The organism is Sphingobacterium sp. B29, from assembly GCF_001952815.1.
In the GTDB taxonomy this organism is placed as follows: domain Bacteria; phylum Bacteroidota; class Bacteroidia; order Sphingobacteriales; family Sphingobacteriaceae; genus Sphingobacterium; species Sphingobacterium siyangense.
Genome location: NZ_CP019158.1, coordinates 803,863 through 829,998 on the forward strand (window position 1 = coordinate 803,863; position 26,136 = coordinate 829,998).

Genomic DNA, 26,136 nt, shown 5'->3' on the forward strand with positions numbered 1-26,136 from the left:
CTATTTTCTAATAAATTCAAATTTACCACTTGGGTCCAGCTTCATGACAGTAGATGATTTCCCATCTGTTGTTACGTCTCTGTCATAGGCGACAATATAATCTACCCCATCTTTGATGGCATCAGCTATTTCATCAAAATCTTTCGCCGTGGGTTCACCACTGATATTTGCTGAAGTTGAAATTATCGGTTTGCGAAACCGTTGTAAAAGTTGTTCACAAAAAGGGTGCTTGACAATTCGAATGCCAATTGAACCGTCCTCAGCAATCGCATTGGGCGCAAGATTTTTGGCATTCGAATAGACAATTGTCAAGGGTTTTTCAGTGTATTCAATAAGTTGATAAGCCACATCCGGGATTTCATTTACATAACTTGCCAATTGATTGTCGTTGTGTAAAAGGACGATCAGACTTTTGGATTTATCTCTTCCTTTCAGCTGGAAAACTTTCTCCACGGCATCAGGATTGGTGGCATCACAACCGATCCCCCAAATGGTGTCGGTGGGGTATAGAATTAATCCGCCGTTTTTTAACGTCTCCAAGGCCTTATTCAAATCCTCACGATCTACGAATGCACTCATCTTATCTTTATACTAGTTTTAACTTTATACAGCTACATTATGATCACGTAGTGCATCATTCAATGAAGTCTTTTTGTCCGTAGACTCTTTACGTTGACCAATGATCAAAGCGCAAGGAACTTGATATTCCCCTGCCGCAAATTTTTTGGTGTAAGAACCCGGGATAACAACAGAGCGGGCAGGTACATAACCTTTATATTCTACTGGTTGAGGTCCCGTAACGTCGATGATTTTTGTTGACGCTGTCAATACGACATTAGCACCCAATACAGCCTCTTTTTCTACACGAATACCTTCAACTACAATCGCTCTTGAACCTATAAAAACATTGTCCTCAATAATAACTGGAGCTGCTTGTACGGGCTCTAATACGCCACCAATTCCGACGCCGCCACTTAAATGTACATGTTTACCAATTTGTGCACAAGATCCAACAGTTGCCCAAGTATCCACCATGGTACCTTCGTCTACATAAGCACCGATGTTAACGTAAGAAGGCATCATAATCACTCCTTTAGCCAAATATGCACCTAAACGAGCAGAAGCCCCTGGTACAACACGTACTCCAGTGTGCTTGTAGTCTGTCTTTAATTTCATTTTATCATGAAACACAAAAGGACCTGCAGTCATTTCGCGCATATCATTGATTGGAAAATATAAAATAACAGCTTTCTTGATCCAGTCATTGACGTGCCATCTTGTACCGATCATTTCAGCGACGCGGATTTCACCGCTATCTAATTTCATGATAACAGCGCGGATGGCTTCTGTATATTCTTTATATTCTAATAATTGCCTATCTTCCCAAGCTTCCTCAATCAGTTTTTTAAGTGGCTCTACCATATTATTTATTTTCTTATTTGAATTAGTTTATTTTGATGTACAAACTTAGATAAAGTTGGACTTAAAAACAACTTTATCCATTGTTCCTTGCAATAGACTTTCCTGATAACAACAGCCTACCAAATTATGATCAACTTCTGACTCCAACCACAGTGTGTGCACAGTGAGTCCACGTTGAGTCCACCTTTTTAAGGTGCATTCACGCTACAGACATTGTTTTCACAACCCGCTTGCAGTCAGGAGTTGGTATGGATTTGATGACAACTTGTCCGCAATTAGCTATTAGACTCTTCCGGCGAACGGATGAAAGACGTTTTAAGTAAGTGAACTCAGTTTAATCGGAATTTTCCATAATTGCTTTTGGTTATAATGGTTCTAAAAATATAATTATTTTTGTATTATGGCTGGAACATCAGAAAAATTGAGAATTGATAAATATTTGTGGTCAATTCGCTTATTTAAGACAAGAACTTTGGCAACAGAGGCCTGTAAGGCAGGTCGGGTGAAACTAAAAGGCCAAAATATAAAACCCTCTTATGAAGTTAAGATCGGAGATGTATACCATGTCCAAAAGGGAATTGAGAAAAAAGTGGTAAAGGTGACAGGTCTTTTGGAACGTCGTGTTGACGCCAAGACTGCTATTCAATTCTACGAGGATCAAACACCTGTTGAAGAAACTGTAGGGTTTAAATCCGTATTTCATGCTCCTGTCCTAAAACGCGACCGCGGTACAGGGCGCCCTACTAAAAAAGACCGTCGTGAGATAGATGATTTACAATCTTCAGAATGGTGGGAGAAGGAAGATGAATAACCTCAAGATATGCGCCATGATAATTGTGGGAAGCCTGTTGGCAATTTCCTGTAAATCGTATAAAAAACCTGTGGCCATGACGGAGGGAGAATTTGTTTTGGCGATCCATGGTGGAGCGGGGACGATCTTGAAAAAGAATATGACAGATTCGATGGAGCAAGCTTATAGGATCGTCTTGGAGCAAGCGCTTCGTATGGGCTATCAAAAGTTGCAAGAAGGTAAATCCAGTTTGGAAGCCGTCGAATCTGCTATCCATGTTATGGAAGACTCACCCCTGTTTAATGCAGGGAAAGGAGCGGTTTTTACACATGACGGACGCAACGAACTGGATGCCTCCATCATGGAAGGTAAATCCTTGGCCGCAGGCGCCGTTGCAGGAGTGACGACGATCAGAAATCCAATCTCGGCAGCCAAGGCGGTGATGGAAAAATCTGAGCATGTTATGATGGTGGGTAAAGGTGCCGAAGAGTTTGCGAAGCAAGTGGGATTGACCATTGTAGACCCTTCTTATTTTTGGACGGAAGCACGTTGGGAGGCTTTGCAGAAAGTGAGCAAGGATGACAGTACACGAACACAACTAGATCACGATCAAAAACAAAGCTCACGCTTAGGCATCATCAATAAAGATGCTAAATTCGGTACAGTAGGGTGTGTTGCATTAGATAAGGCAGGTAACTTGGCAGCGGGCACGTCCACGGGAGGGATGACAAACAAGAAGTTTGGGCGGGTCGGAGATTCGCCAATTATTGGAGCTGGAACGTATGCGAACAATAATACCTGTGCTGTTTCCTGCACTGGATGGGGTGAATATTACATCCGCACCGTGGCGGCATATTCGGTGTCGGCTTTAATGGAATATAAAGGTGAACGTGTTGATCAAGCGAGCAGGCAAGTAATCGATCGGATTGGTGAAATGGGCGGTAATGGCGGCATGATCGCATTGGATAAAAATGGACATGTTGCTATGCCTTTTAATACCGCCGGCATGTATCGGGGTACGGTGACTAAAGACGGTAAAATAACAGTAGAAATTTATAAGTAGCCAATTCAGCTGTTTTCAGCTTCATAAAATATCCCAAGTGATCAATACAATACATGTTGAAGATCGCTTGGGATATTTTATGCTAACTATTTTTATTGAATAGCAGTTATGGCCTATTATGTCAAATTGCCGTTAGGTATTGTTCTATCTCATCAAATTGGATATCACCATGTGAAGCGTCATATAAACTGTCTTTTCCTTCAACAATCAGTATTTGAGGTGATTGATGTTCTACATTCCAACGTTGGGCAATCTCATTCGATAGTGGGCGGTAACGCAAAAGGTCTAAAAGATAAATCGCATAATCATGGTCTGAAGTAGCAGACATACGCTCAAGACTACGCTTAGCCATATTGCTAATACCACAAGTCGTGCTATGTTTAAAGATGGCTACAACTTTATCGGATTGATAAAGCTCCTGTAGCTGTTCTTCTGTATTTAATTCTATCCAATTAATCATATTATAGTTCTGTAAATTTTTTCTGTTCTACCTGTACAAAAGATGAAATAGAGGAGAATATACAACTCTTTTGGTCATTGCTTGTGGAATTGAAGAAACTGGGTAAACGTATCCCGTCGCCAATCTCCTTATATTTGCTCACTTCATAAGTGTTTTTTTCGCCCTTATCTGTGTATTCGTAACGCACAATCTCACCAGTATTTTGATCAATATAAAGCAAACCATCAATCTTTGAACCAAAGATAGGGGCTGACGAGCTGATATTTGCTATCGTTAATTTCTGTCCAGCACTGAAACTTTCCTTCTGGCTTTTCAGCTGCACATTCTTCTGTCCGATCAAGGTAGGCAAAAGTAGCAGATTGAGATCCGAAAATAGCTGATTTTTAATTGATTTCTTTAGCTCTGGCCCATCTGTAGATAAATTCCCTCCAATAAAGAGTTTGTCTGACCCTGGGTTTTTAAAATTAAACAGGTAGGTCACCTGATCCGTTCCCTTATAGCCATCAAATCGACATGCTCCAGTTGTTCTATTGAACAGGAACTTTCGTTCGTCGTTTGACAACTGGTCTGAGATGGTATTTCCCTTTGCTGAGAAAGCCAAAAACTGCAAAGAATCCCATTTTTCCTGGCCACCGATACTTTGCCAAATCTGCTTGTTTAGACTATCGTCTTGTGCCACTAGATCCAACTGACAAAATAACGTCAGTATAACGACCAAGAGTACATTCGATAATGTTTTCATAATCCTATTTTTTAAAGAAACAATCATCAAGTAATTCGTATCAAAATTGATCCCATGAAACTTCATCATTGCGTCATTGTCTATAAAACTACCGACTGTTGTATAACCGATTTACACTACAATCAAGACAATTCAATAACAATTTATTCTAGTGAAAAAATAAAAATCGATTAATAAGATAACTGAATATTTTATTAATCGATTTGTTTAAAATATAAGTACCTGAGTAATAAGTCGTGCTCAGTAATACTTTTCATCATTGAATGGTAGGCAAAATTAATACCAAACTAGAATTTTTTGGCAATATGAGCCATTTGTATTGCTGTAATAGCAGCTTCTTCACCTTTATTACCATGTTTCCCTCCGGCACGATCCAATGCTTGCTGAAGGTTGTCCGTTGTTAATACGCCAAAAACAGCTGGTTTATTATATTTGAGCCCTACATTGGCAATACCATTTGCAACTGCATCGCAGATAAAATCGAAGTGTCTGGTCTCCCCCTGAATGACGCAACCTAAACAGATAACAGCGTCAAAACCCTGGTTTCTGAATGCGAGGTCTGCTCCTGAAATTAATTCGAAACTTCCAGGAACCTCTATGACTTGGATGTTGTTTTCCTTAGCGCCATGCTCTTCCAAGCCCTTTATTGCACCATTCAATAATGCACCTGTAATTTCTGCATTCCATTGTGCAACAACGATTGCAAATTTGAATGGACTTGCATCCGCAACCTGGATGTGCGAAAAGTCGGATAAATTTTTAATGCTACTTGCCATAATAGTAACAAAGATAGTGATTTTAGATGGTCACAAAAAAAGAGGCTATCAAATGGCCTCTTTTTATTATACTTTTACAATTATTCTCTTATAAATGTGCTTGTACACGACCCAATAAACCATCAATTGTTGAAGCTTCTTGGCTCTCTGGAAAATCTGTTTTAATCTTCTTGTAAGCAGTCTCTGCACTTTTATAGTCATTTTGTGCTTCATATACAAGTCCTAGTTTTTTCAAAAAGAGTGGAGTTGTATACGAGTTACTTGATTTTTCAGAAGCTTGCTTGTAATAGTCAGCTGCTTTTTTGTAGTCTTTTAGCTCTGAATAAGCATCACCTGTTAAACCAATTACGAGTGGGTCTAGAATTTGGCTTCCTGTTGGAGCATATTTTTCAAGCGCTTTCGCAGCTTCATCGAATTTACCTTGACGCAAATATAAACCTCCTAAATAGGCGTTTGCAATATTTGCAGATTTTGTATTGGAATACTCGTCCGCAATTTGTTTAAATCCAAGAAACGCACCATCGCCCATGATTGCTTTACTTTGTAAAGAATCAATTGTAGCAAGCTGTTCTGCTTTGTACATACGGTTCGAAGCTTCTTCTGCTCTTGGATCTAGATAAAGCTTTTGATATCCAAAATAAAGTAAGATCAATACAACGATACCACCTAAAATGAACACTACACTTTTTTGGTTATCTTGAAAAAAAGATCCTTTTGAAGGTTTGAAACCTTGATTTGTATTATTTGTGTTTTTAGACATTACTAATCAGTAAAATATGGATTGCAAAAATACACTTTTCGAGCAAATTTGCAAGTGTTTTGCAAATTTTAAAGTGAATTAACTTTGGTTTTCCGACTCATTCGATAGTTCAATTTCCTTGTCTAGCTGTTCGTAGATGGAATTTTTACTTTTGAATTCAGGTACAATAATTTTCATTTGATACACCACTTCGTTTTTGTTTTGTGTCGCTAAACGCTGTTGTAATTCTTCGATTTTTATACTTACAATATCATAATTATTTTCTCTGACTTTGGCGATCATGATCTTTTCGTGGTGCGTCGGCAAGGTATTCTCCAAATCATTTAATAACTCCTCATATAGTTTTTCACCAGGTCTTAATCCAGTGAATTTTATTTCAATATCTTCATTCGGTTTAAATCCTGAAAGACGAATCATTTTTTTAGCTAACTCAACTATTTTTACAGATTTACCCATATCAAATACAAAAATTTCGCCACCTTGTCCCATTGTTCCAGCTTCAAGGACTAGTCGACATGCTTCGGGAATGGTCATAAAATACCGCGTAATTTCTGGATGCGTAACTGTTACAGGACCACCTTTTTGAATCTGATCTCTGAATCGAGGGATAACTGATCCATTGGAGCCTAAGACATTGCCAAAGCGGGTTGTGATAAATTTGGTGTGCACAGTTGCCCCTAAGGAATTTTCCAAATGATTGTTTAACGATTGTACATAGATTTCTGCGATACGCTTTGTCGCTCCCATGATATTAGTGGGGTTGACAGCTTTATCGGTAGAGACAAAAACAAATTTTTCAACTTGAAATTCCACGGCTAAATCAGCTAGATTCTTAGTCCCCATGACATTGGTCTGTACCGCTTCCAAAGGATGGTTTTCCATCATTGGCACATGTTTGTATGCTGCCGCATGATATACATAATGCGGCTTGAATGTATCAAAAAGTAATTGCATCCTTTTTGTACTTCGGACGTCTGCTATATAAGTATGATAAACTTGATTTGGAAATTCATCTTGAAGGTCAAGTTGGAGATTGTGTAACGGGGACTCCGCTTGGTCACAAAGGATAATCATCTGAGGCTCGTATTTTCCCAATTGGGATGCAATCTCACTACCTATGGAGCCTGCTGCCCCAGTAACTAAGATTCTTTTACCTCTCGTTTGGCTTAGGATGTGATCGTCGTTAATCTTAATCGGCTCCCTTTCTAGTAAATCTTCAATTTTTATTTTTTGGATCTGATTGGGGTTAAGATCACCATTCATGATCTTTTTAACAGGAGGGAGCGTTAATATGTTGACATTTTTTTCGAGCGCAACATCTGTAATTTCATTTTTACGGTCCGAAGGAATGTTGTGCGAAGCGATGATAACCTCCTCAACATTTAATGTATTGATCAGATGGCTGAACTTCTGCGAGGAATATATTTTGGTCCCATCAATTACCTTGTTGATTTTTTGTTCATTATCATCTAAGAATCCAACAATAGCATTTTTGGATCGTACATCATGGTCTAAAGTTCTTTTTACAGCAATTCCCAAGTCACCGGCACCGTAGATCAGTGTCTTTTTTCTGGATCCATTGACTTTTTTGGTGTATAGAAAGAAAATTTTAATAATTGTTCTATATACGGTTAAAATAAGAAAGGAGAAGAGTGCAAAGAAGATAATGAGTGCAGTTGGAATGTTTCGCTCTATCTCGTTTGCTTGGATCACTAATTTTATAACCAGGAGAACGAAAACACTAAATGTTATCGTTGATAATATACGTATTGAATCGATAGCGCTCGTGTAACGAACTATCCCAGTATACATCTTGAAGAGATAGAATGATAAAGAACATATGGCTATAAATAAAATGTAACGAATGCTAAAATCAATGTCGAGCAGAAAATCGAAGTTAAAATCATAGTAAATAACATTTGCGAGGAGATAAGCGATGGAAACACTAAAGATGTCCAATAAAAAAATGATCCACCGTGGCACTATATTGACTTTACTGAGCATGGTACTATATCTGATTAGTTTAAACAAATGTAGATAAATTTGTTTCATTCCAAAGCCGTGCCAAACCAAATTTATCTTCGTTTGATAAGATTGATTTTTTATTGTAATTTTAGCTAACTATCAATTTTACAAGATGAATGAGTTAGGAAAGCTTGCGAGTCAGGCTATGATTTCTCCAAAAGAGATGCTGTTTGAGAAGAAAAAGAATGCAAAAAGTTTATTTATAGGCATTCCAAAGGAAATCTCGCTTCAGGAAAAGCGGATCTGCTTGACGCCATTAGCGGTTGCATTATTGGTAGAAAATGGACACGAAGTCATCATTGAGACTGGAGCAGGTGCTGGAGCCAATTTTTTAGATCATCATTATAGTGAGCAGGGGGCTCGTATCGTTTCATCTCGGGAAGAGGTGTACCAAGCAGATCTGATCATTAAAGTTGGTAGCCCTATCCTTAGTGAAGTGAAGTTGATGAAAGAAAGGCAGCTTTTATTATCTTCTCAACAACCTTCACTCATGAACCTGGATGTACTAAAGGCGTTAATGCATAAAAAAATCACTGCAATTTCTTATGAATATTTAAGAGATGAGGGCGGTTGCCTAGCAGTGGTGCGTGCGATGAGCGAAATCGTAGGGGCAACGGCAACCTTAATTGCGGGAGAGTATCTGAGCAATGCATTTGGAGGGAAGGGACTGATGCTCGGTGGTGTGACAGGCGTAGCTTCCACAGAAGTCGTTATTATTGGCGCGGGCACCGTTGGTGAACAGGCTGCCCGAACGGCTTTGGCGTTAGGAGCAGAGGTAAAGGTGTTTGATAATTCGATTTATAAACTTAGACGCCTACAAAATAATCTTGGTAGTCGTGTTTTTACCTCCGTTATACAACCGATTATTTTAAACAAGGCCGTGATCAGTTCGGATGTTGTTATTGGTGCTTTACGAGCGCGTAATGGACGTTCCGCTTGTGTGATTTCGGAAGAAACTGTTTCTAAAATGAAACCCAATTCCGTTATTATAGATGTAAGCATTGATCAAGGAGGTAATTTTGAAACATCGGAGGTGACCTCTCACGATAAACCTATCTTTCGTAAATTTGATGTTATTCACTATTGTGTTCCCAATATAGCGTCTCGGGTAGCGCGAACAGCTACTTATGCAATGAGCAATATCTTCACTTCTATTTTGCTTGATTTTGCTGAACTTGGGGGACTGAAAAATGCAATTTGGAAGAATCCCGGTATTCGGAGTTCAATTTATTTATACCAAGGAAACCTTACAAATGTTGACATGGCCTCAAGATTTAATATGACGGCGAAAGATTTAGATCTTTTAGTTGTTTCTTCCTTATAAACCATGGATATCCAGCTCATGTTTGATTCGTTTTTTCTAGTATATGTAGTCTGGAGCTATCTTTTAAAATATCATTTTAATGAAAAGAATTTTTATGATTTTATGTTCGTTGATTTCTCTCGTTAAGGCGCAGGAAACAATCAACCTTTATGCAGATTCCATTCCAAACTCGACTGATAAGGGGCAAGTAAATTTAGAAAAAAATGTACCGAAGTTATTTGCATATATGGCAGATAAAAGTATTGATAAAAATATCGCCGTACTGGTTATTCCGGGAGGTGGGTATTCTCATATAGCAATGGATCATGAAGGTCATGCTGTTGCTAAAGAGTTGATAAAAAATGGTTATTCAGCATTTGTTTTACAATACCGATTGCCTTCGCCGAACATTATGCGTGACAAATCAATAGGACCTCTTCAAGATGCCCAGCGAGCAATGCAATTGATCCGAACCTTGCATCCTGAACTTCGAAAAGTTGGGGTGATAGGGTTTTCCGCTGGCGGGCACCTGGCTTCCACTTTAATTACGAAGTTTAAGAAAGATTACATAGCGAATCCTTCCCATGTATCCCTAAGACCTGATTTTGCAGGATTGATTTATCCAGTAATCTCTATGGAAAACGATATAACACATAAAGGTTCGCGTATAAATCTCATTGGAGAAAACCCTTCGGAAGACCAAATCAAGCTGTTTTCTTCCAATTTGCAGGTATCTTCTGAGGTTTGTCCGGTTTTCTTTGTGCATGCCAAAGACGATATGGCTGTGCCAATAGAAAATAGCTATAGAATGATGGCAGCTTTGGACAAGTCAAAAGTGCCCAACAAGCTTTATACCTTTGAGCAAGGGGGGCACGGCTTTGGGTTAATTAACAAAACCTCAGACAAGTTATGGTTTGACGCATTTTTATCTTGGCTAGACACACAAGACTAGGATATACAATTAATGGTCAAAATGTATCCAGTGAGATATTGTTAGATCGACAGCCTGTAGTTTCTGTGGAATTATCTGCGATGTTATAATCGCATGTAAGTTAATCTCATTATTACTGACGACGATTTCATAATAAAAACCTCTGAATCGCACATCTTTTACAAAAAAAGTAGACTGCTCAGAAGGACTTATTGAAATCCATTCTTGATGTATCGCGACTGGTTTTTCGCTTGTTATGCCTAAATTTTGAGCTTGCTCAACTTGTAATATATTGCTTTTTGCCAGTAATTGCGCCGTATAAGGGTGCGATGGATTGCTATACAATACATGTGGATTGTTTTGATCTAGGATTTTACCAGATTTCATCACGATGAGGTTATCTGCTAAAGCAAGTACTTCCGTAGGATCGTGTGAAACTAAAATGACGGTCAGCCCAGTTTCTTTAACAATATCTTTTATGTCCTGTTGCAAGGTATCCCTAAAAGAGGCATCAACCTGATTGAAGGGTTCATCCATTAGTAAAACTTCAGGCTCGTTGATCAAAGCACGACAGATGGCGACACGTTGTTTTTCTCCGCCACTGATGTCTGCTACTCTTTTTTTAGCGAGGTGATCTATCCGTAGACGTTGTAATATTTCCGCAGTTTTGTCTTGTTTGCGTTTGATATCTGTGTTTGGCAACTGCGAAGCAACATTATCCCATACATTGGCATAAGTATTCAAATCGTCAAACCCTTGCGAGACTAATTTCATGGCATCATGTCCGGGGATTAACTTGTCCTTGCGCGTTGGAACCTGCCAACCTTTATAGCGCACAATGCCCCCAGTTGGTTCCAAAAGACCGTAGATAAGTCGCAGTAATGTACTTTTTCCACTGCCAGATTCACCAATGATTGCTGTTATTTTTCCTTCATCGATATCGAAAGAACTATTTTCAACAGCAAACTGCATATTGTTCTCATGAAAGGAAAAGCTAAGGTGCTCGGCGTGTATAGCCGCTAGTCCAGGAACATGGATATCAGATGGAATATATTGACAAGATGATAAATGAGCCATAGTAAGGAGTCGAAAAAAGGAGGTTAACGAATAGAAATTTTACGTGTTGTTGCATCTATGATGCTAATATGTATCTCTTTTGCTTCTTCAGGAAGTAAATTGGGGATTTTCTCCGGCCATTCAACAAAGCAATATGCACCTGAATAGAAATATTCCTCATAGCCAAAATCGAAAGCCTCCTGCTCATCTTTAATGCGATAAAAATCAAAGTGATATATGGGGCCTGCGGGAGACTCATATTCATTAACAATGGAGAATGTTGGACTAGATGTACTATCTTGTACGTTCAATTGTTTGCACAGGTGTTTTACAAAAGTTGTCTTTCCTGCTCCCATTGAACCATATAATAGAAAAATCCGGTCTTTTGGAAAGCTATTTAAAAGTGTCTGAGCCGCTTGAGATAGATCTGCTGTCGTATTTACAATGATTTCCATGTTGCAAAATTACTATTTCGGTAAGTATGTCGCAAAGGGGATAATCATTTCTTCCAAAGAGATTCCGCCATGTTGGAATGTTCCATTAAAGTAATTGACAAATTGATTGTAATTGTTGGGGTAAACAAAATACGAATCTTCTTTGGCAAAAACGTATGTTGAACTAACATGAAGTTTAGGCAACTGTGCCTCGTGGGGATTTTTGATAGCAAAAACATCTTTGTCAATATAGTTTAGATTTTTCCCTTGCTTATATCTCAAATTTGTATTTGTATTTCGATCACCAACAATTTTACTTGGCTTTTTTACACGGATCGTGCCATGGTCGGTTGTAATAATCACACGAACTTTCTTTTGTGAAAGCCATTTTAAAGCCTCCAATAGAGGTGAGTGTTCAAACCATGACAAAGTGAGGGAGCGATAAGCCGCTTCATCGTTTGCTAATTCACGAATCATAGAGCTGTCCGTACGTGCGTGCGAAAGCATGTCAACAAAGTTATACACCAATACATTCAGTTGATTGTGCATCAAATTACCGAGATTGTCTAACACGTCTTTTCCTTGTTCCAGGGTCAAAATTTTCGTGTAGGAGTGTTTTATGGATTTGCGGTAAAGTCGCTTGATCTGATCTTCCAAAAATTTATCCTCATATAAATTCTTGCCACCTTCATCTTCATCGTTTTGCCATAATTTCGGGAAGCGTTTTTCCATTTCCAGTGGAGTTAATCCACTAAAGATGGCATTTCTAGCATATTGTGTTGCTGTTGGTAAAATACTGTAATAGTTTATCTCCTCCTCAAGTCTAAAATAGTCCGTAATTACCTCATTGATAATTTTCCATTGATCGAAACGCAAATTGTCTATTAAAAAGAAAAATGTCGGTATATCATCTTCTATGGTCGGAAATACCTTCTTCTTAAATAGCTGGTGTGATAGAATGGGCGCGTTTTCAGGACGATTAATCCACTGGATATAGTTGTTTTCTATAAATTTGGAGAATTGCATGTTTGCTTCAGATTTTTGCATCGTCAGAATTTCATGCATATTGTTATCTTCAAGCTTTTCGAGGGACAATTCCCAGTAGACAAGTTTTTTGTAAACTTCTGACCATTGGTTGAAATCCAGATTGTCATTCAGGATCATCCCCAAATTGCGGAAGTCTTGTTGATAAGCCATGGATGTTTTCTCATTGACAAGACGTTTGTTCTCCGTTAATTTTTTTATTGTCATCAAGATCTGCTTGGGGTTGACCGGCTTGATAAGATAATCATCTATTTTGGAGCCAATGGCATCTTCCATGACATGTTCTTCTTCATTTTTTGTGACCAGAACAACGGGGACAGTAGGGTTGATCGATTTGAGTATGGCAAGTGTTTCGAGCCCGGTTAGCCCAGGCATATTTTCGTCTAAGAAAACGAGGTGGAAAAAACCATTTTTAAAGGCTTCAACGGCATCATTTCCATTGTTGACTGTGTCAACTTTGTAACCTTTGCTTTCTAAAAATAAAATGTGTGGTTTTAGAAAGTCAATTTCATCGTCAGCCCAAAGAATATGTGTTTTTTGCATCTTGTTATTATATGTCTATTAGTAGTAGAGGGGAGGATCGGATTTTCGATCTCATACTAACATAAGCAAATATCGTGCTTCAGATTTTATTTTTAACATTTCTTAACGATGAACTAACTATCTTTGTTTTAAGTTTATACTAGTGTTAACCAGGAGTTCACGATTAAAGGGCTCGGTTTCATATTTATAGTGTTGATGATCGTATTAATTTGTCTCCACATTGAACAAAAATAAAATTATTAATGATCCGGTATATGGATTTGTCGCTATTCCTACAGGATTGGTCTTTGACCTAGTGCAACATCCTTATTTCCAAAGGCTCCGCTATATTAAGCAGGTGAGCATGACACATCTCGTCTATCCCGGAGCTTTGCATACTCGTTTTCAGCATGCCATAGGAGCGATGCATTTGATGTCGATGGCATTGGAAACTTTGAGGAGTAAAGGTGTTATAATTTCAGGGGATGAAGAGGAGGCTGTTCTGTCGGCAATATTGCTGCATGATATAGGTCACGGCCCTTTTTCACATTCCTTGGAGCATAGTTTGATTGAAGGTGTTTCTCATGAGCTATTGTCTTCCCTTTTAATGGATCGAATCAACAATGATCTGGGTGGAAGACTAAGTCTTGCAATTACAATCTTTAATAATAAATACGAACGTAAATTTCTTCATCAATTGGTGTCGAGCCAATTGGATGTTGATCGAATGGACTACCTCAATAGAGATAGTTTTTTTACAGGCGTATCGGAAGGCGTCATCTCATTTGACCGGATTATAAAAATGCTCAATGTGGTGGAGGATGAAATAGTGGTGGAGTATAAAGCACTTTATTCTGTAGAGAAATTTCTGATTGCGCGGCGGTTGATGTATTGGCAAGTCTATTTACACAAGACCGTTATCGGTGCGGAACAGTTATTGATTAAAATTCTGCAGCGGGCAAAATATTTGACGGCTGCTGGCCATAAGCTCTTTTCTACTCCGGCGTTTCATTGGTTTTTAAGCCAGCAGGTCAACAAAACTAACTTTTTGGATGACCCGTTACATTTGGATTGGTTTACTCGTTTAGATGATACGGATATTATGTCTGCCATAAAAACATGGGAACGTCATGAGGATCCTATTTTAAGTACAATGTGCCAACGTGTTATGAAACGTAATTTATATCGATCTGTCATGAGTGATAAGCCATTCTTGCCAGAATATGTTGATTTAGTAAAGGCGAAAGTACAAGCTGAGATGGGGGTGGCTCAAGAGGATATCCATTATTATGTATTTATGCAAGAAATTCAAAACCGGGCCTATAATTCTTCCAGGGATCAAATTAAAATACTATTGAAATCGGGCGAGCTCGTCGATATAACGGAGGCTTCTGATCTAGGTAATTTGGAAGCACTGTCGAAAAATGTAGCTAAATACGCCTTATGTTATCCAAAAGAGGTGGGATATGTTGCAATTACTTCCATCAAGTAGTTATTTTTTAATAAAAAAACATAGATTTGTACCATGCAATTTACTGCGCAACAAATAGGGACATTATTAGAAGGACGGATTGAAGGAAATCCAGAAGTTACTGTAGGTAACCTTGCCAAAATTGAGGAAGGTAAAAAAGGCGATCTTTCTTTTTTGTCAAATCCAAAATATGAGCATTTTATTTATACTACTGATGCCTCGATTGTAATTGTTAATGAAGATTTACAATTGACGCAGGCAACTAAGCCAACATTGACGATCATAAGGGTTAAGAATGCATATGCTGCTTTCTCTACTATTTTGAATATGTATAATGAGTTTCGTCTTGACAAAAGCGGACGTGAGGAACCACATTTTATACATGCTGAAGCGGAGATCGGCCAAGGAGGTTATATTGGTGCATTCGTATATATTGGGCGTGGGGCTTCCATTGGAGATAACGTGAAAATCTACCCACAAGTCTATATTGGCGATAAAGTTACGATTGGCGATAATACAACACTCTACCCGGGCGTAAAGATTTATCATGATTGTAAGATTGGGAAAAATGTGGTAGTACATTCTGGTGTTGTGATTGGATCGGATGGATTTGGATTTGCTCCACAAGAAGACGGAACATATAAAAAAGTACCTCAGATTGGTTATGTGCAAGTGGAGGATAATGTCGAGATTGGCGCCAATACTGTAATCGATAGGGCAACAATGGGCGCTACAATAGTGCGCGATGGTGTTAAGTTGGATAATTTGATTCAAATTGCACATAATGTTGATATTGGAAAGAATACCGTAATCGCAGCGCAAACAGGTATTTCTGGTAGTTCAAAAATTGGAGAACATGTGGTTTTAGGAGGTCAGGTTGGTGTCGTTGGACATATTGTTGTTGCAAAGGGATCTCAAATCCAAGCCCAATCAGGAGTGAATAGATCGATTAAAGAAGAAGGTAAAAAGTGGGGCGGTACGCCAGTGATGCCTTACCAGCCGCAGTTGCGCTCCAATGTAATTTTTGCACGTCTTCCTGAGTTGGAAAAACGAATCCAAGAGTTAGAAAAGTTAGTAGAAAAAAAATTGAAATAATTATTTTTCATTGAAAATAAACTGTTCTTTAATTGTGATGAAATAATCATTCCTAGCAAGGCGATGGCGAAAATCGATATAGCTTAAAGGATAAATGTTTTGTCAAAAGAAGTTTTGATTTAAAAATATGTTATTAGAAATGAATGTAAAACAGAGAACCATCAAAAACGAGGTTGAAATTTCGGGGGTAGGTCTTCATACAGGAAAAATTGTATCGATGACTATTAAACCCGCTCCGGAAAATCACTGGTTTAAGTTCAGACGTGTAGATTTAGAGGGGCAACCAGAAATTTTGGTTGATGCGGATAATGTTACGGATACCTCCAGGGGGACGACAATAACGCAGAATGGAGCAAGTGTGAGTACAATTGAACATTTGATGGCATCGTTAATTGGTTTACAAATTGATAATGTGCTGATTGATATTGATGGTCCTGAAATACCAATTCTAGACGGTAGTTCAGCTATTTTTGTGAAGTTGTTAGAGGAAGCGGGATTTGAAGAACAAGATGCTGATCGGGATTATTATGAGATTTCGAATAATATTCATTATGCAGAGCCAGATCGCAAAGTCGAGATACTGGGCATGCCAATGGATGGTTATCGTTTGACTTGTATGATCGATTTTAATTCGCCTGTGTTGGGAAGTCAACATGCAGCAATAACATCGATTGAGGATTTTAAATCTGAAATAGCCTCTTCGCGTACGTTTTGTTTTTTACACGAATTGGAAATGTTGGTTGATCATGGCCTTATTAAAGGTGGTGATTTAAGTAATGCAATCGTTATTGTGGACAAGGAGACTTCTCCTGAGGAATTGCAAAAATTAGCGCATCTTTTTCATAAAGAAACCGTTGCAGTTGCTAAGGAAGGAATATTAAACAATAATCAATTGCGTTACCAAAATGAACCTGCTCGACATAAATTGTTGGACATGGTTGGAGATTTAGCGCTAGTCGGAAGACCTTTGAAAGGGCATATTATGGCTGCACGGCCTGGCCATGCAGCGAATGTGGCTTTTGCAAAAAAGATAAAGGAGCAGATCAAGAAAGATAAAACACGTAAAAAAATTAAAGTTTACGATCCCAATATGCCGGCATTATACGATACGGTAGAAATCATGAAGATTTTACCTCATCGTCAACCCATGCTTATGGTCGATAAAATTCTTGAGTTGACAGAAACACATGTTGTGGGTTTGAAGAATGTTACCATGAACGAAGATTTATTTATGGGACATTTTCCTGGTGCACCATTATTCCCTGGTGTTTTGCAAGTAGAGGCTATGGCACAAACAGGGGGAATTTTAGTACTGAAGACGGTCCCTGATCCAGAGAATTGGTTGACCTTATTCCTTAAAATTGAAAATGCACGTTTTAAAGCGCAGGTAACTCCAGGGGATTCTGTTATTTTTAGATGTGACTTGATGGAGCCGATCCGAAGAGGTATCGCAAAAATGAAAGGTGTGGCTATGGTAGGAGAGAAAATCGTGTGTGAAGCGGAGCTTATGGCACAGATCGTAAGAGTAAATAACAACTAAAGTAGTATAGATGATACAGCCATTAGCTTATATTCATCCGGAGGCAAAAATTGCTAAAAATGTGGTCATCGAGCCATTTGTAACCATTTATAAAGATGTCGTCATTGGTGAAGGCACTTGGATAGGATCAAATGTGACGATCATGGATGGAGCTCGAATTGGAAAAAACTGTAAAATATATCCCGGTGCAGTAATCTCTGGGGAACCTCAAGATTTAAAATTTGATGGTGAGATTACCACAGCTGAAATTGGAGACAATACAACCATTCGTGAGTGTGTAACAATCAATAGAGGAACCAAGGATAGGTATAAAACGGTCATTGGAAAAAACTGTTTGATCCAAGCTTATAGTCATGTTGCACATGATTGTGAAGTAGGTGATAATTGTGTTTTTTCGAACAACAGTACACTTGCTGGACATATTACAGTAGGTGATTATGTTGTACTTGCTGGAATGGTTGCTGTTCACCAATTTGTCAAAATTGGTTCGCATGCATTTGTTACCGGTGGTTCATTGGTGCGTAAGGATATTCCTCCTTTTGTTAAGGCCGCACGTGAACCGATTTCTTATGCTGGTATTAATTCTGTTGGATTGAGAAGAAGAGGATTTTCGGAAGAGCAAATTGCCGAGATTCAGAATCTTTATCGAATTCTTTTTGTCCAAAACAGAAACCTGGCTAAAGCAATAGAAATTATAGAAGCTGAATATCAGGCAACGGAAATCCGTGATGAAATTTTGGATTTTATTCGGAACTCCGGTCGGGGTATCATGAAAGGATTCAATAATAGAGCGATGTAGTCGCGTTGTCGATTCTAGTGAATTTGAAAATTACATTAAAAGATATTGGTAGGAGGTATAACAATGAATGGATTTTTAGGCATATAAACTATACCTTCGAGTCCGGCAAGAGTTATGCCATCCTTGGCCATAATGGTTCTGGGAAGTCCACTTTCCTAAAAGTGCTTTCAAGTAGTTTGACACCCTCATCGGGTGAATTGATCTACACGGATGGAGACCAAGTCCTAGGTGTGGAAACTATATATCAGCAGCTGTCTCTCGCAGCTCCTTATGTTGAACTGATCGAGGAGTTTACCTTAAACGAGCTGATTGATTTTCATTTTAAATTTAAAAATTATCTTCCTTCTTTTGATAAAGAAACTGTTGTAAACGTATTGGGATTGGAACATGCGCTTGACAGAGAGATCCGGTTTTTTTCATCAGGCATGCGTCAACGTGTAAAGCTAGCGCTAGCTTGTTGTTCTGCATCTGCCTTGGTTTTGTTGGATGAGCCTACAAGTAATTTGGATAGTGCGGGTGAACAATGGTATCTTCGTTTAATTGAGCGCACAAAAGTGGAATCTAGATTGTTTATCGTCTGTTCCAACCAAAAAAAAGAGTATGAATTCTGCGATGAAAGTATTTCTATCGTCGATTTCAAGTCTTAGGGGATCAACAATTGTTTCTGCCCTATTAAAAATAGGAGAAAAGTTTTTTGTCCTGTATCAAAAATGATTATTTCCCATAAACCGTCAAGATTGCATAACCATTAACAGCTACGAAAGTGAACTGAAGGTTCTCTCCGGCCAATAAAAACAAACACTTTCAGAAAAAAAAGTAGCGAATGAAATTTTAATAACACAATTAGTTTTTGTACTTTTGACGACTCAATAATGAGATAACCGTTTAAAGTTCAATTCAAAGAATGGCTAAGGCATCAGAGGTAAAATCAGGAAATATCTTAAGATTTAATGGAGAATTAGTATCCGTAGAAGAATATATACACCGTACACCAGGCAATTTACGTGCGTTTTATCAAGCGAGAATGCGTAATGTTAAAACTGGTAAGTTAGTTGAATACCGTTTTAGAGTTGACGAATCTGTAGAAATTGCACGTGTAGAAACTAGCGATTATCAGTATTTGTATGAGGATGGAGATTTCTTCGTGGTAATGGATAACAATACATACGAGCAATTCAATATTCCTAAATTTTTGTTCGGTGATTCAGCTCGTTTCTTGAAAGAGGGAATGACTGTAATTATTGCTTTTGAAAGTGATGAGCCTATCATGGCAGAAGCTCCAAAAAGTGTTGAGTTAGAAATTACATATACTGAACCGGCTGTAAAAGGAGATACTTCTACAAATGCGTTGAAAAAAGCAACTGTAGAGACTGGTGTTGAAATTATGGTACCGTTGTTCATTAATCAAGGTGAGAAAGTAAGAGTCGATACGCAAACAGGTAATTATATCGAGCGCGTAAAATAATAGAAAGATTTTAGGTTTAGGTTGATTATTCGGTCTTGTTAGCGCTCGCTACAAGGCCGTTTTTTTTTATGACTAGACTGCGTTTAACACCTGGTTTTTCTATTCTGAACCAGAATTTCTATTTGCTTTTGAAGCTTAAATAAAAATTGAATTGGAAGGAATGCTATTTTTGATTGATCTTGGCATAAGTGATGGGGGATTTTGGTAAGAAAGGGAAATAAATTTTAGGAATAACTATTCTACAAATGAAATCGAAACAAGAATTACGACTTGAATATAAAACTAAGCGATGTCAATTGTCTTTAGAGAGAGAAACTGCGCTCAATGAACGATTACTTTCGCAATTTACAAAGCTTGATCTCTCAAGGGTCGAATTTTTGCATATTTTCCTTCCCATAGGGAAATACCACGAACCCAATACATATTTAATAATAAATTATATTCAAGCGTTTTTTCCACAGATAAAGATCGTTGTTTCGCGATCTAATTTTGATGATTACTCGATGCAACATTTCATATTGGATGAACATACACTATTTGAGACGAACAACTGGGGTATTCCAGAGCCAATATCCGGCATTAAGGTCGCTTCATCGGTTATTGATATGATTATAGTGCCGTTGTTAATTTTTGATCTTTCCGGATACAGGGTAGGTTATGGGAAGGGGTTTTATGACCGTTTTTTCTCGTCCTGTAAAGTTGGTGTACAGCGTGTCGGACTATCTTTTTTTAATCCAATTGATGTTATTGCAGATAAAAATGAATATGATGTCCAATTAACGAAAGCTATTACACCAGATCATATTTATCATTTTTTTGATGACAAGTAATACTATTGGTCAGAAAAAGAATCTCACCGCTTTTTGTGAATAGTCACAAGGCTTTTTAAAAAGTGGCTGCTTTGTTTAATTCGCGAACAATAGTAGCGTATTATTTAATACACTATTGTTATTTTTAATTGAAGAATGTAAGGCATGATTACGGTCTAAATCTTAACTGTGTTTGTGGTTGGTTGATTTTGTCTCATGATGATTTAATTAAAATTATTTTTTATTTTTATTGCGAAATTCAATGCCTGTGCCGATATGTTTCGATGTTTTCTATTTTTTCTTTTCCTAACAATCATACCTTGTCGTGTTGTCTATGGGATGGATTTAATGGATTCCAATTCCTCGATAGAAGAGAAGAACTTTTACGAAACAATTATAAAAGAATCAGCGCAATATCAATCCTCTAGTATGTCGTTGAGCAGGTATCTTGCGCCATATTTTAGCCAAGCGGTACGAAAAAATGATAAGGCACTTTTGGCAATCTATTATTGTTTACTGGCGGATCAGTCGTTTAATGACGAGGGTGCAAGAAATAACTTTAGTGATAAATACTATTTAAAAGCGCTGGACCTTGAAGAAGGTTATAGCTATCAAAACGTACGCGTTTGGGTAAAGGTAATGTATGGCTTTTACCTATATCGATGTCTGAAAGCCTCTGAGGCATTACCTTTTATCTTGGAAGGAGAGAAAGGGCTCGAAGATATACCGAAAGAACTTGTTTTAGACCTAACACAAACTTACAAGAAGCTTGGCTATTTTTTTGGAACTTTAGGTGATTACACTTCTGGAATTAAATATCTGGATTTAGGGCAACGACAACAACAAATTTCACCGAAATTGAAAGCTGAAATCTTGGACAATTTAGGTTTACTGACATTGAAAAGTGGTGGTGATACCTTGCAGGCAATGAAAATTTTTGAATTGGCTCAAACTTTAGCCCTTTCAGAAAATGACTCATTACGTTACGCGAAGATTTTAGGGAATCAGGCGGCTGTGTTCGAAGGTATGAAGGATTACCATAAGGCTTTATTGCTCCTAGATAAAGATCTTGAGATTTCCAGATCTCTTGGGAATGACCGAAATACAATCTTTGCCTTAATGATGCGGATTCGACTAGATATAGCGAATAGGGAAACGAAGAATGTTCGTCATATGATTGCGGAAGCTGAATCCCTTTTGTTGGGCTCGGATGATAAGAAGACAATACTTGAACTTGAGATTCACAAGCTGAATTTGGCGATGCAAAGTAACGATATAGGTCGTGAGCTGAATGCACGAAGAAGAATAGAACGTCTCCAAGACTCACTACGCTTTTTAGATGGTGATCCGGTATTGTCCCAGTTGAAGTTTATGGCCGACAAGCAAAAGTATGCCGATAAATTATCGCTGGCACAAGCTGTTATTAAGAAAAAGCAAGCTGAGAGGCGATTATGGCTAATATTAAGCTTATTGGTATTGGTGTTATTCTTTTTTATTTATAATGCTGTTCGATCCCGTGCTAGAAAACGGATACGTGACTATGAATATCAGCTTCTTAATTTAAAGTATACAAAAGCAGAATTAGACAGGGAACTGGTGAGCTCTAAAAGCCAAGTGGAAGAGTACGTCGCTTATCTTAAGCGCAATAATGAACAGATAAATGTACTTTCTGCGATGCTTGAAGAAAAAGGAAATGTTGTTGAAAAAGATCGCGAGGAGCTAAAAATATTGTTGCAGTCACATCTCATCACTGAAGAGAAATGGCAGGAATTTAAATTATTGATTGTAAAAGAGTTTCCCAATTTACTCCAGGATATACAATCTAGATTTCCCGATATAACGGAATCTAATCTGAGGGTAATTGTGCTTATGAAACTGGGGCTAAATAATAAGGAAGTAGCCAACGTATTGGGGGTTACTCCAGACGCGATAAAAAAATCTATGCAGCGCTTGAAAAAGAAGCTCGGAGATCAGGCCGGGATGCTCATGGAATATATTTCCGACAAGGAGTTTGTTTAATGTCGACCTTCAGTTGGCAGAAGGACACTTTGGGCCTAGTTCTGGCCAAATATACTCAACGAAAAGGATTTTAATCCAGTTTCGATTCTAACTGCTTTTCAGCTTGAATGATAAGTGGGAAGTAATTTGATGGGAATTATTGGAAAGAAAGGACGTGGAAGGACTCGTACAGCTAAAAGTATGACCGCCTCAGTTTTTAAGACGGTCATATACAGTTAAGCTAAATACAATGCGTTGTTGCTGCCGCAGAGGCTACTGTTTAATCCAATGGATTTTCCTTCAGATTTTTTTCCCATGCCCAGGCAGAAGCCATCATTTCATCAATACCAAGTGCTGCTTTCCAATGCAACTGATTGGCCGATTTAGTGACGTCCCCGTAAACCTTGATGATATCTCCGTCGCGACGTGGACCAAATTCGTAATTTAGTTTTTGTCCTGAAGCTTTCTCAAAAGCCTTGATCGCTTCAAGGACAGAATATCCATTTCCTGTTCCCACATTAAAGACATCGTATTTTCCGTTCGGGTTGCCTTTTTCCAATAATCTGATTGCTGCAACGTGAGCTTTTGCTAAATCAACAACGTGGATATAGTCACGGATGCAAGATCCGTCCGGTGTGTCGTAATCAGAGCCAAATACCGTTAATTTTTCTCTTTTTCCAATGGCTGTTTGTGTGATAAAAGGAAGCAGGTTCTGTGGAACACCGTTTGGTAATTCACCGATCAATGCCGACTCATGTGCACCTACAGGGTTGAAATAACGGAGCGCAATAATATTGTAGTTGTCATATGCAGCAGCAGTTTCCTGCAGAATTTCTTCAGCAATTTGTTTTGTATTTCCATAAGGAGAGGTTGCCTTTTTTACGGGAGCACTCTCGTCTACAGGTAAGTAGTCTGGCTCACCATATACAGTACAGCTTGAAGAAAAGACAAAATTAATAGGCTTATTTTGATATGCCTCTAATAAGTTAATTAACGAGAAGAAATTGTTGTGGTAATATTTCAAAGGCTTCTGTACAGATTCACCTACAGCTTTAGAGGCCGCAAAATGGATAATTCCTGAGATATCGGTATTGTTTTTTACAAATTCATTCACGCGTTCTGTGTCACAAAGGTCAAATTGGTGAAATTCAGGTCTAACGCCGATGATCTTTTCAACCTGATCCAAAATTTTGATGTTTGAATTGGACAGATCATCCACGATGACAGGTACATATCCTGCTTTATGTAGTTCGACTACTGTGTGCGAACCGATATAACCTGTTCCTCCTGTGACTAGTATTTTTTTGTTCATTATTGTTGATTATAGTAAGTAAAGTCTTTATGTGATAAGTTATCCAAAGGGATCTTTTTGTAAAATGCTATGGTTTTTTTCAATCCTGTTTTTCGGTCTATTTGAGGTTCCCAGGCTAATTTTGATTTGGCCAAGCCAATATCGGGTTTTCGTTGTTTGGGATCATCAACCGGTAATGGTTCGTAGACGATTTTACTCGAGCTGTCTGTCAATTCGACGATTTCATGGGCCAATTGTAGCAAGCTGATTTCGTCTGGATTACCAATATTTATAGGTGTTGCACATGCCGAATGCAACAAGCGAAAGATGCCTTCGACCTGGTCGTCAATATAACAGAATGATCGTGTTTGTGAACCATCCCCAAAAATCGTGATGTCTTCGCCACGTATCGCTTGTGCGATAAAGGTGGGAATAGCTCGGCCGTCATTGAGACGCATTCTGGAACCAAAGGTGTTAAATATCCTGACAATACGGGTCTCCAGACCATGTGCATTGTGATAGGCCATCGTTATCGCCTCTTGGAAGCGCTTCGCTTCATCGTATACACCACGAGGTCCCACGGGATTTACATTGCCCCAGTAGTCCTCGGATTGTGGTGAAACCAGTGGGTCACCATAAACCTCAGAGGTGGAGGCTACCAAAATGCGTGCTTGTTTAGCACGCGCTAGGCCCAAGAGATTATGCGTGCCCAAAGATCCTACCTTCAATGTTTGTATCGGAATTTTAAGGTAGTCAACGGGACTGGCTGGTGAAGCGAAATGCAGGATATAATCCAAGTGCCCGGGAACGTGGACAAATTTTGAGACATCGTGATGATAGAAGTCAAAATTTTCCAACTTAAATAAATGTGCTATATTCTGTAGATCTCCGGTTATCAGGTTGTCCATTCCAATGACATCGTAATCTTCCGCAATAAAGCGATCGCAAAGGTGAGAACCGAGGAAGCCAGCTGCTCCTGTTATCAAAATCCGTTTACGATGTTTATTTTCCACTCAATGGTTCCGTTTAATGAAATGGGTTTAATATCTTTGACTAAGATAAACATTATTTTAAAAACATGCGTTTGCTTTATTCAATTGGAATCTTTCTTTATGGACTCTTACTGCGTATTTTGGCTCCTTTTCATGCCAAAGCCAAGCTCATGGTAGCGGGACGAAAAGACTGGTATTCGAGGATGAAACAAACGGTTGATTCTTCCCAAAAACATATTTGGTTTCACTTTGCTTCATTGGGGGAATTTGAGCAAGGAAGACCTGTCCTGGAAGCGGTGAAAAATAATTATTTGGATCATAAAATAATTGTAACATTTTACTCTCCCTCTGGCTATGAAATCAGAAAAAACACTGCTTTGGCCGATTATGTTTTTTATCTCCCCTACGATACTGCGCAGCACGCACGGCTTTTTCTCGACTTGATCAATCCAAGTTTCGCTGTGTTTACGAAATATGAATATTGGTATTATTTTTTTGAGGGCCTGCATAGACGGGGTATTCCCTTGTTTTTGATCTCAGCAATATTTAGACCCGATCAGATTTTCTTTCAGGCCTATGGTACTTTTTTTCTGAAAATTTTAAGTTATGTGACTTACTTCTTTGTGCAAAATGAAGAAAGTGTACGTCTTTTGAAAGAATTTGGGATACGGAATGCAGGGTTAGCCGGAGATACACGTTTTGATCGTGTAGTAGACATTCCTAAAAGCAGAAAAATGATTCCCGAGATCAGCCAATTTATTGGTGAAAATCCGGCCTTGGTTGCAGGAAGTACCTGGCCCGAGGATGAGCAGGCGCTACAGGAATTGCTTCTGGATAATACAGACTATAAGCTGATCTTGGCTCCGCATGAAATTAATGAATCACATTTAGCGAGCATTTTTAACCTTTGGCCGAAGGCACTCCGCTTTTCGGACATGACTACCTACGATGCCGCAATAATAGCGGATTCAAAGGTACTGGTTATCGATAACATTGGTATGCTTTCGTCTTTGTATGGGTATGGCCAACTGGCCTATATTGGTGGTGGTTTTGGCATGGGGATACATAACACACTCGAAGCCGCAACTTATGGCATACCGGTTCTATTTGGACCAAATTTCAAGAAGTTTCAGGAGGCGAAAGATCTTGTGAAAAATGGATCAGGTTTCGCCATTGCCAGTGCTAAAGAATTAAAGAAAGTCTTTGCTGTTTTGCAAGATCAGACTGTCCGTCAAAAGGCCGGAAAACTGGCCCGTGAATATGTTCTGCAGAAAGCAGGAGCAACACCGATCATTATGAAATACCTCAAAAGCAATCCTGTAAAAATATAAGCGGTAGCTGTACTGCC

At 38.6% G+C, this 26,136-nt stretch carries 25 protein-coding genes; 13 read left to right on the forward strand and 12 right to left on the reverse strand.

Annotation, left to right across the window (positions count from 1 at the left end; translation table 11 throughout):
• The gene (locus BV902_RS03320; protein WP_075990774.1) at positions 1-579 is read right to left on the reverse strand and encodes an L-threonylcarbamoyladenylate synthase; all 579 of its coding nucleotides are present in this window, start codon (positions 577-579) and stop codon (positions 1-3) included.
• Positions 580-603: 24 nt separating this feature from the next.
• Positions 604-1,422 carry a 2,3,4,5-tetrahydropyridine-2,6-dicarboxylate N-succinyltransferase gene (locus BV902_RS03325; RefSeq protein WP_075990775.1) on the reverse strand — a complete coding sequence of 273 codons (819 nt, stop codon included), beginning with the start codon at positions 1,420-1,422 and terminating at the stop codon, positions 604-606.
• Between the two features lie 400 nt (positions 1,423-1,822).
• On the opposite strand from BV902_RS03325, the gene BV902_RS03330 reads away from it, so the two are divergent.
• Positions 1,823-2,233: an RNA-binding S4 domain-containing protein gene (locus BV902_RS03330; RefSeq protein ID WP_075990776.1), complete on the forward strand. Its 411-nt coding sequence runs from the start codon at positions 1,823-1,825 to the stop codon at positions 2,231-2,233.
• Positions 2,190-3,275: an isoaspartyl peptidase/L-asparaginase family protein gene (locus BV902_RS03335; protein ID WP_237241940.1), complete on the forward strand. Its 1,086-nt coding sequence runs from the start codon at positions 2,190-2,192 to the stop codon at positions 3,273-3,275. Before BV902_RS03330 ends, BV902_RS03335 begins: the two co-directional genes overlap by 44 nt.
• 121 nt (positions 3,276-3,396) lie before the next feature.
• Here the strand turns inward: BV902_RS03335 and ytxJ are convergent, their stop codons facing one another.
• From ytxJ to BV902_RS03360, 5 genes are all read right to left on the reverse strand, one after another.
• A complete protein-coding gene (ytxJ, locus tag BV902_RS03340; protein WP_201670052.1) occupies positions 3,397-3,735 on the reverse strand; it encodes a bacillithiol system redox-active protein YtxJ in 339 nt (112 codons plus the stop codon).
• Between the two features lies 1 nt (position 3,736).
• Positions 3,737-4,477, reverse strand: coding sequence for a hypothetical protein (locus tag BV902_RS03345; RefSeq protein ID WP_145327259.1), 741 nt, complete (start codon positions 4,475-4,477; stop codon positions 3,737-3,739).
• A 287-nt stretch (positions 4,478-4,764) separates the two neighbouring features.
• On the reverse strand, positions 4,765-5,253 hold the full coding sequence (gene ribH / locus BV902_RS03350; protein WP_075990779.1) for a 6,7-dimethyl-8-ribityllumazine synthase: 489 nt from the start codon (positions 5,251-5,253) through the stop codon (positions 4,765-4,767).
• A gap of 88 nt (positions 5,254-5,341) precedes the next feature.
• Positions 5,342-6,013, reverse strand: a complete 672-nt coding sequence (locus BV902_RS03355; protein ID WP_046674761.1) for a tetratricopeptide repeat protein — start codon at positions 6,011-6,013, stop codon at positions 5,342-5,344.
• A gap of 78 nt (positions 6,014-6,091) precedes the next feature.
• Entirely contained in the window at positions 6,092-8,017 is a 1,926-nt protein-coding gene (locus BV902_RS03360) for a polysaccharide biosynthesis protein (protein ID WP_075990780.1), read from the reverse strand.
• Positions 8,018-8,150: 133 nt separating this feature from the next.
• On the opposite strand from BV902_RS03360, the gene BV902_RS03365 reads away from it, so the two are divergent.
• Both BV902_RS03365 and BV902_RS03370 read left to right on the forward strand, forming a co-directional pair.
• Positions 8,151-9,362, forward strand: coding sequence for an alanine dehydrogenase (locus BV902_RS03365; protein WP_075990781.1), 1,212 nt, complete (start codon positions 8,151-8,153; stop codon positions 9,360-9,362).
• Between the two features lie 79 nt (positions 9,363-9,441).
• Entirely contained in the window at positions 9,442-10,293 is an 852-nt protein-coding gene (locus BV902_RS03370; protein ID WP_075990782.1) for an alpha/beta hydrolase, read from the forward strand.
• Between the two features lie 9 nt (positions 10,294-10,302).
• Here BV902_RS03370 and BV902_RS03375 read toward each other — a convergent pair whose 3' ends face one another.
• The 3 genes from BV902_RS03375 to BV902_RS03385 are packed head-to-tail and all read right to left on the reverse strand — an operon-like array spanning position 10,303 to position 13,349.
• Positions 10,303-11,349 (reverse strand): ABC transporter ATP-binding protein, encoded by a 1,047-nt coding sequence (locus tag BV902_RS03375; protein ID WP_075990783.1) that lies wholly within the window; start codon positions 11,347-11,349, stop codon positions 10,303-10,305.
• Positions 11,350-11,372: 23 nt separating this feature from the next.
• A complete protein-coding gene (gene tsaE, locus BV902_RS03380) occupies positions 11,373-11,783 on the reverse strand; it encodes a tRNA (adenosine(37)-N6)-threonylcarbamoyltransferase complex ATPase subunit type 1 TsaE (protein WP_075990784.1) in 411 nt (136 codons plus the stop codon).
• 12 nt (positions 11,784-11,795) lie between these two features.
• Positions 11,796-13,349 carry a T9SS response regulator signal transducer PorX gene (locus BV902_RS03385; protein WP_075990785.1) on the reverse strand — a complete coding sequence of 518 codons (1,554 nt, stop codon included), beginning with the start codon at positions 13,347-13,349 and terminating at the stop codon, positions 11,796-11,798.
• Positions 13,350-13,569: 220 nt separating this feature from the next.
• Between BV902_RS03385 and BV902_RS03390 the strand changes: the two genes are divergently transcribed.
• The 8 genes from BV902_RS03390 to BV902_RS03425 all read left to right on the forward strand — a co-directional run bounded on the left by BV902_RS03390 (position 13,570) and on the right by BV902_RS03425 (position 22,526).
• Positions 13,570-14,820 carry an HD domain-containing protein gene (locus tag BV902_RS03390; protein ID WP_075990786.1) on the forward strand — a complete coding sequence of 417 codons (1,251 nt, stop codon included), beginning with the start codon at positions 13,570-13,572 and terminating at the stop codon, positions 14,818-14,820.
• A 33-nt stretch (positions 14,821-14,853) separates the two neighbouring features.
• Entirely contained in the window at positions 14,854-15,894 is a 1,041-nt protein-coding gene (lpxD, locus tag BV902_RS03395) for a UDP-3-O-(3-hydroxymyristoyl)glucosamine N-acyltransferase (protein WP_075990787.1), read from the forward strand.
• Positions 15,895-16,033: 139 nt separating this feature from the next.
• Positions 16,034-17,434 (forward strand): bifunctional UDP-3-O-[3-hydroxymyristoyl] N-acetylglucosamine deacetylase/3-hydroxyacyl-ACP dehydratase, encoded by a 1,401-nt coding sequence (locus tag BV902_RS03400; RefSeq protein ID WP_172840641.1) that lies wholly within the window; start codon positions 16,034-16,036, stop codon positions 17,432-17,434.
• A 10-nt stretch (positions 17,435-17,444) separates the two neighbouring features.
• Complete coding sequence (lpxA, locus tag BV902_RS03405; protein WP_075990789.1) at positions 17,445-18,233, forward strand: acyl-ACP--UDP-N-acetylglucosamine O-acyltransferase; 789 nt, start codon at positions 17,445-17,447, stop codon at positions 18,231-18,233.
• Between the two features lie 17 nt (positions 18,234-18,250).
• Positions 18,251-18,880 carry an ABC transporter ATP-binding protein gene (locus tag BV902_RS03410; protein WP_312208582.1) on the forward strand — a complete coding sequence of 210 codons (630 nt, stop codon included), beginning with the start codon at positions 18,251-18,253 and terminating at the stop codon, positions 18,878-18,880.
• Between the two features lie 257 nt (positions 18,881-19,137).
• Positions 19,138-19,698 carry an elongation factor P gene (gene efp, locus BV902_RS03415; RefSeq protein WP_046674772.1) on the forward strand — a complete coding sequence of 187 codons (561 nt, stop codon included), beginning with the start codon at positions 19,138-19,140 and terminating at the stop codon, positions 19,696-19,698.
• Positions 19,699-19,943: 245 nt separating this feature from the next.
• Positions 19,944-20,528, forward strand: a complete 585-nt coding sequence (locus BV902_RS03420) for a 5-formyltetrahydrofolate cyclo-ligase (protein ID WP_075990790.1) — start codon at positions 19,944-19,946, stop codon at positions 20,526-20,528.
• A gap of 327 nt (positions 20,529-20,855) precedes the next feature.
• Complete coding sequence (locus tag BV902_RS03425; RefSeq protein ID WP_157625876.1) at positions 20,856-22,526, forward strand: helix-turn-helix transcriptional regulator; 1,671 nt, start codon at positions 20,856-20,858, stop codon at positions 22,524-22,526.
• 259 nt (positions 22,527-22,785) lie between these two features.
• Here BV902_RS03425 and galE read toward each other — a convergent pair whose 3' ends face one another.
• Positions 22,786-23,817 carry a UDP-glucose 4-epimerase GalE gene (gene galE / locus BV902_RS03430; RefSeq protein WP_075990792.1) on the reverse strand — a complete coding sequence of 344 codons (1,032 nt, stop codon included), beginning with the start codon at positions 23,815-23,817 and terminating at the stop codon, positions 22,786-22,788.
• On the reverse strand, positions 23,817-24,809 hold the full coding sequence (locus BV902_RS03435) for a UDP-glucuronic acid decarboxylase family protein (protein ID WP_075990793.1): 993 nt from the start codon (positions 24,807-24,809) through the stop codon (positions 23,817-23,819). The genes galE and BV902_RS03435 overlap by 1 nt, the downstream gene beginning before the upstream one ends.
• Before the next feature lie 65 nt (positions 24,810-24,874).
• Between BV902_RS03435 and BV902_RS03440 the strand changes: the two genes are divergently transcribed.
• The gene (locus BV902_RS03440) at positions 24,875-26,119 is read left to right on the forward strand and encodes a 3-deoxy-D-manno-octulosonic acid transferase (RefSeq protein WP_075990794.1); all 1,245 of its coding nucleotides are present in this window, start codon (positions 24,875-24,877) and stop codon (positions 26,117-26,119) included.
• Positions 26,120-26,136: the final 17 nt, after the last annotated feature.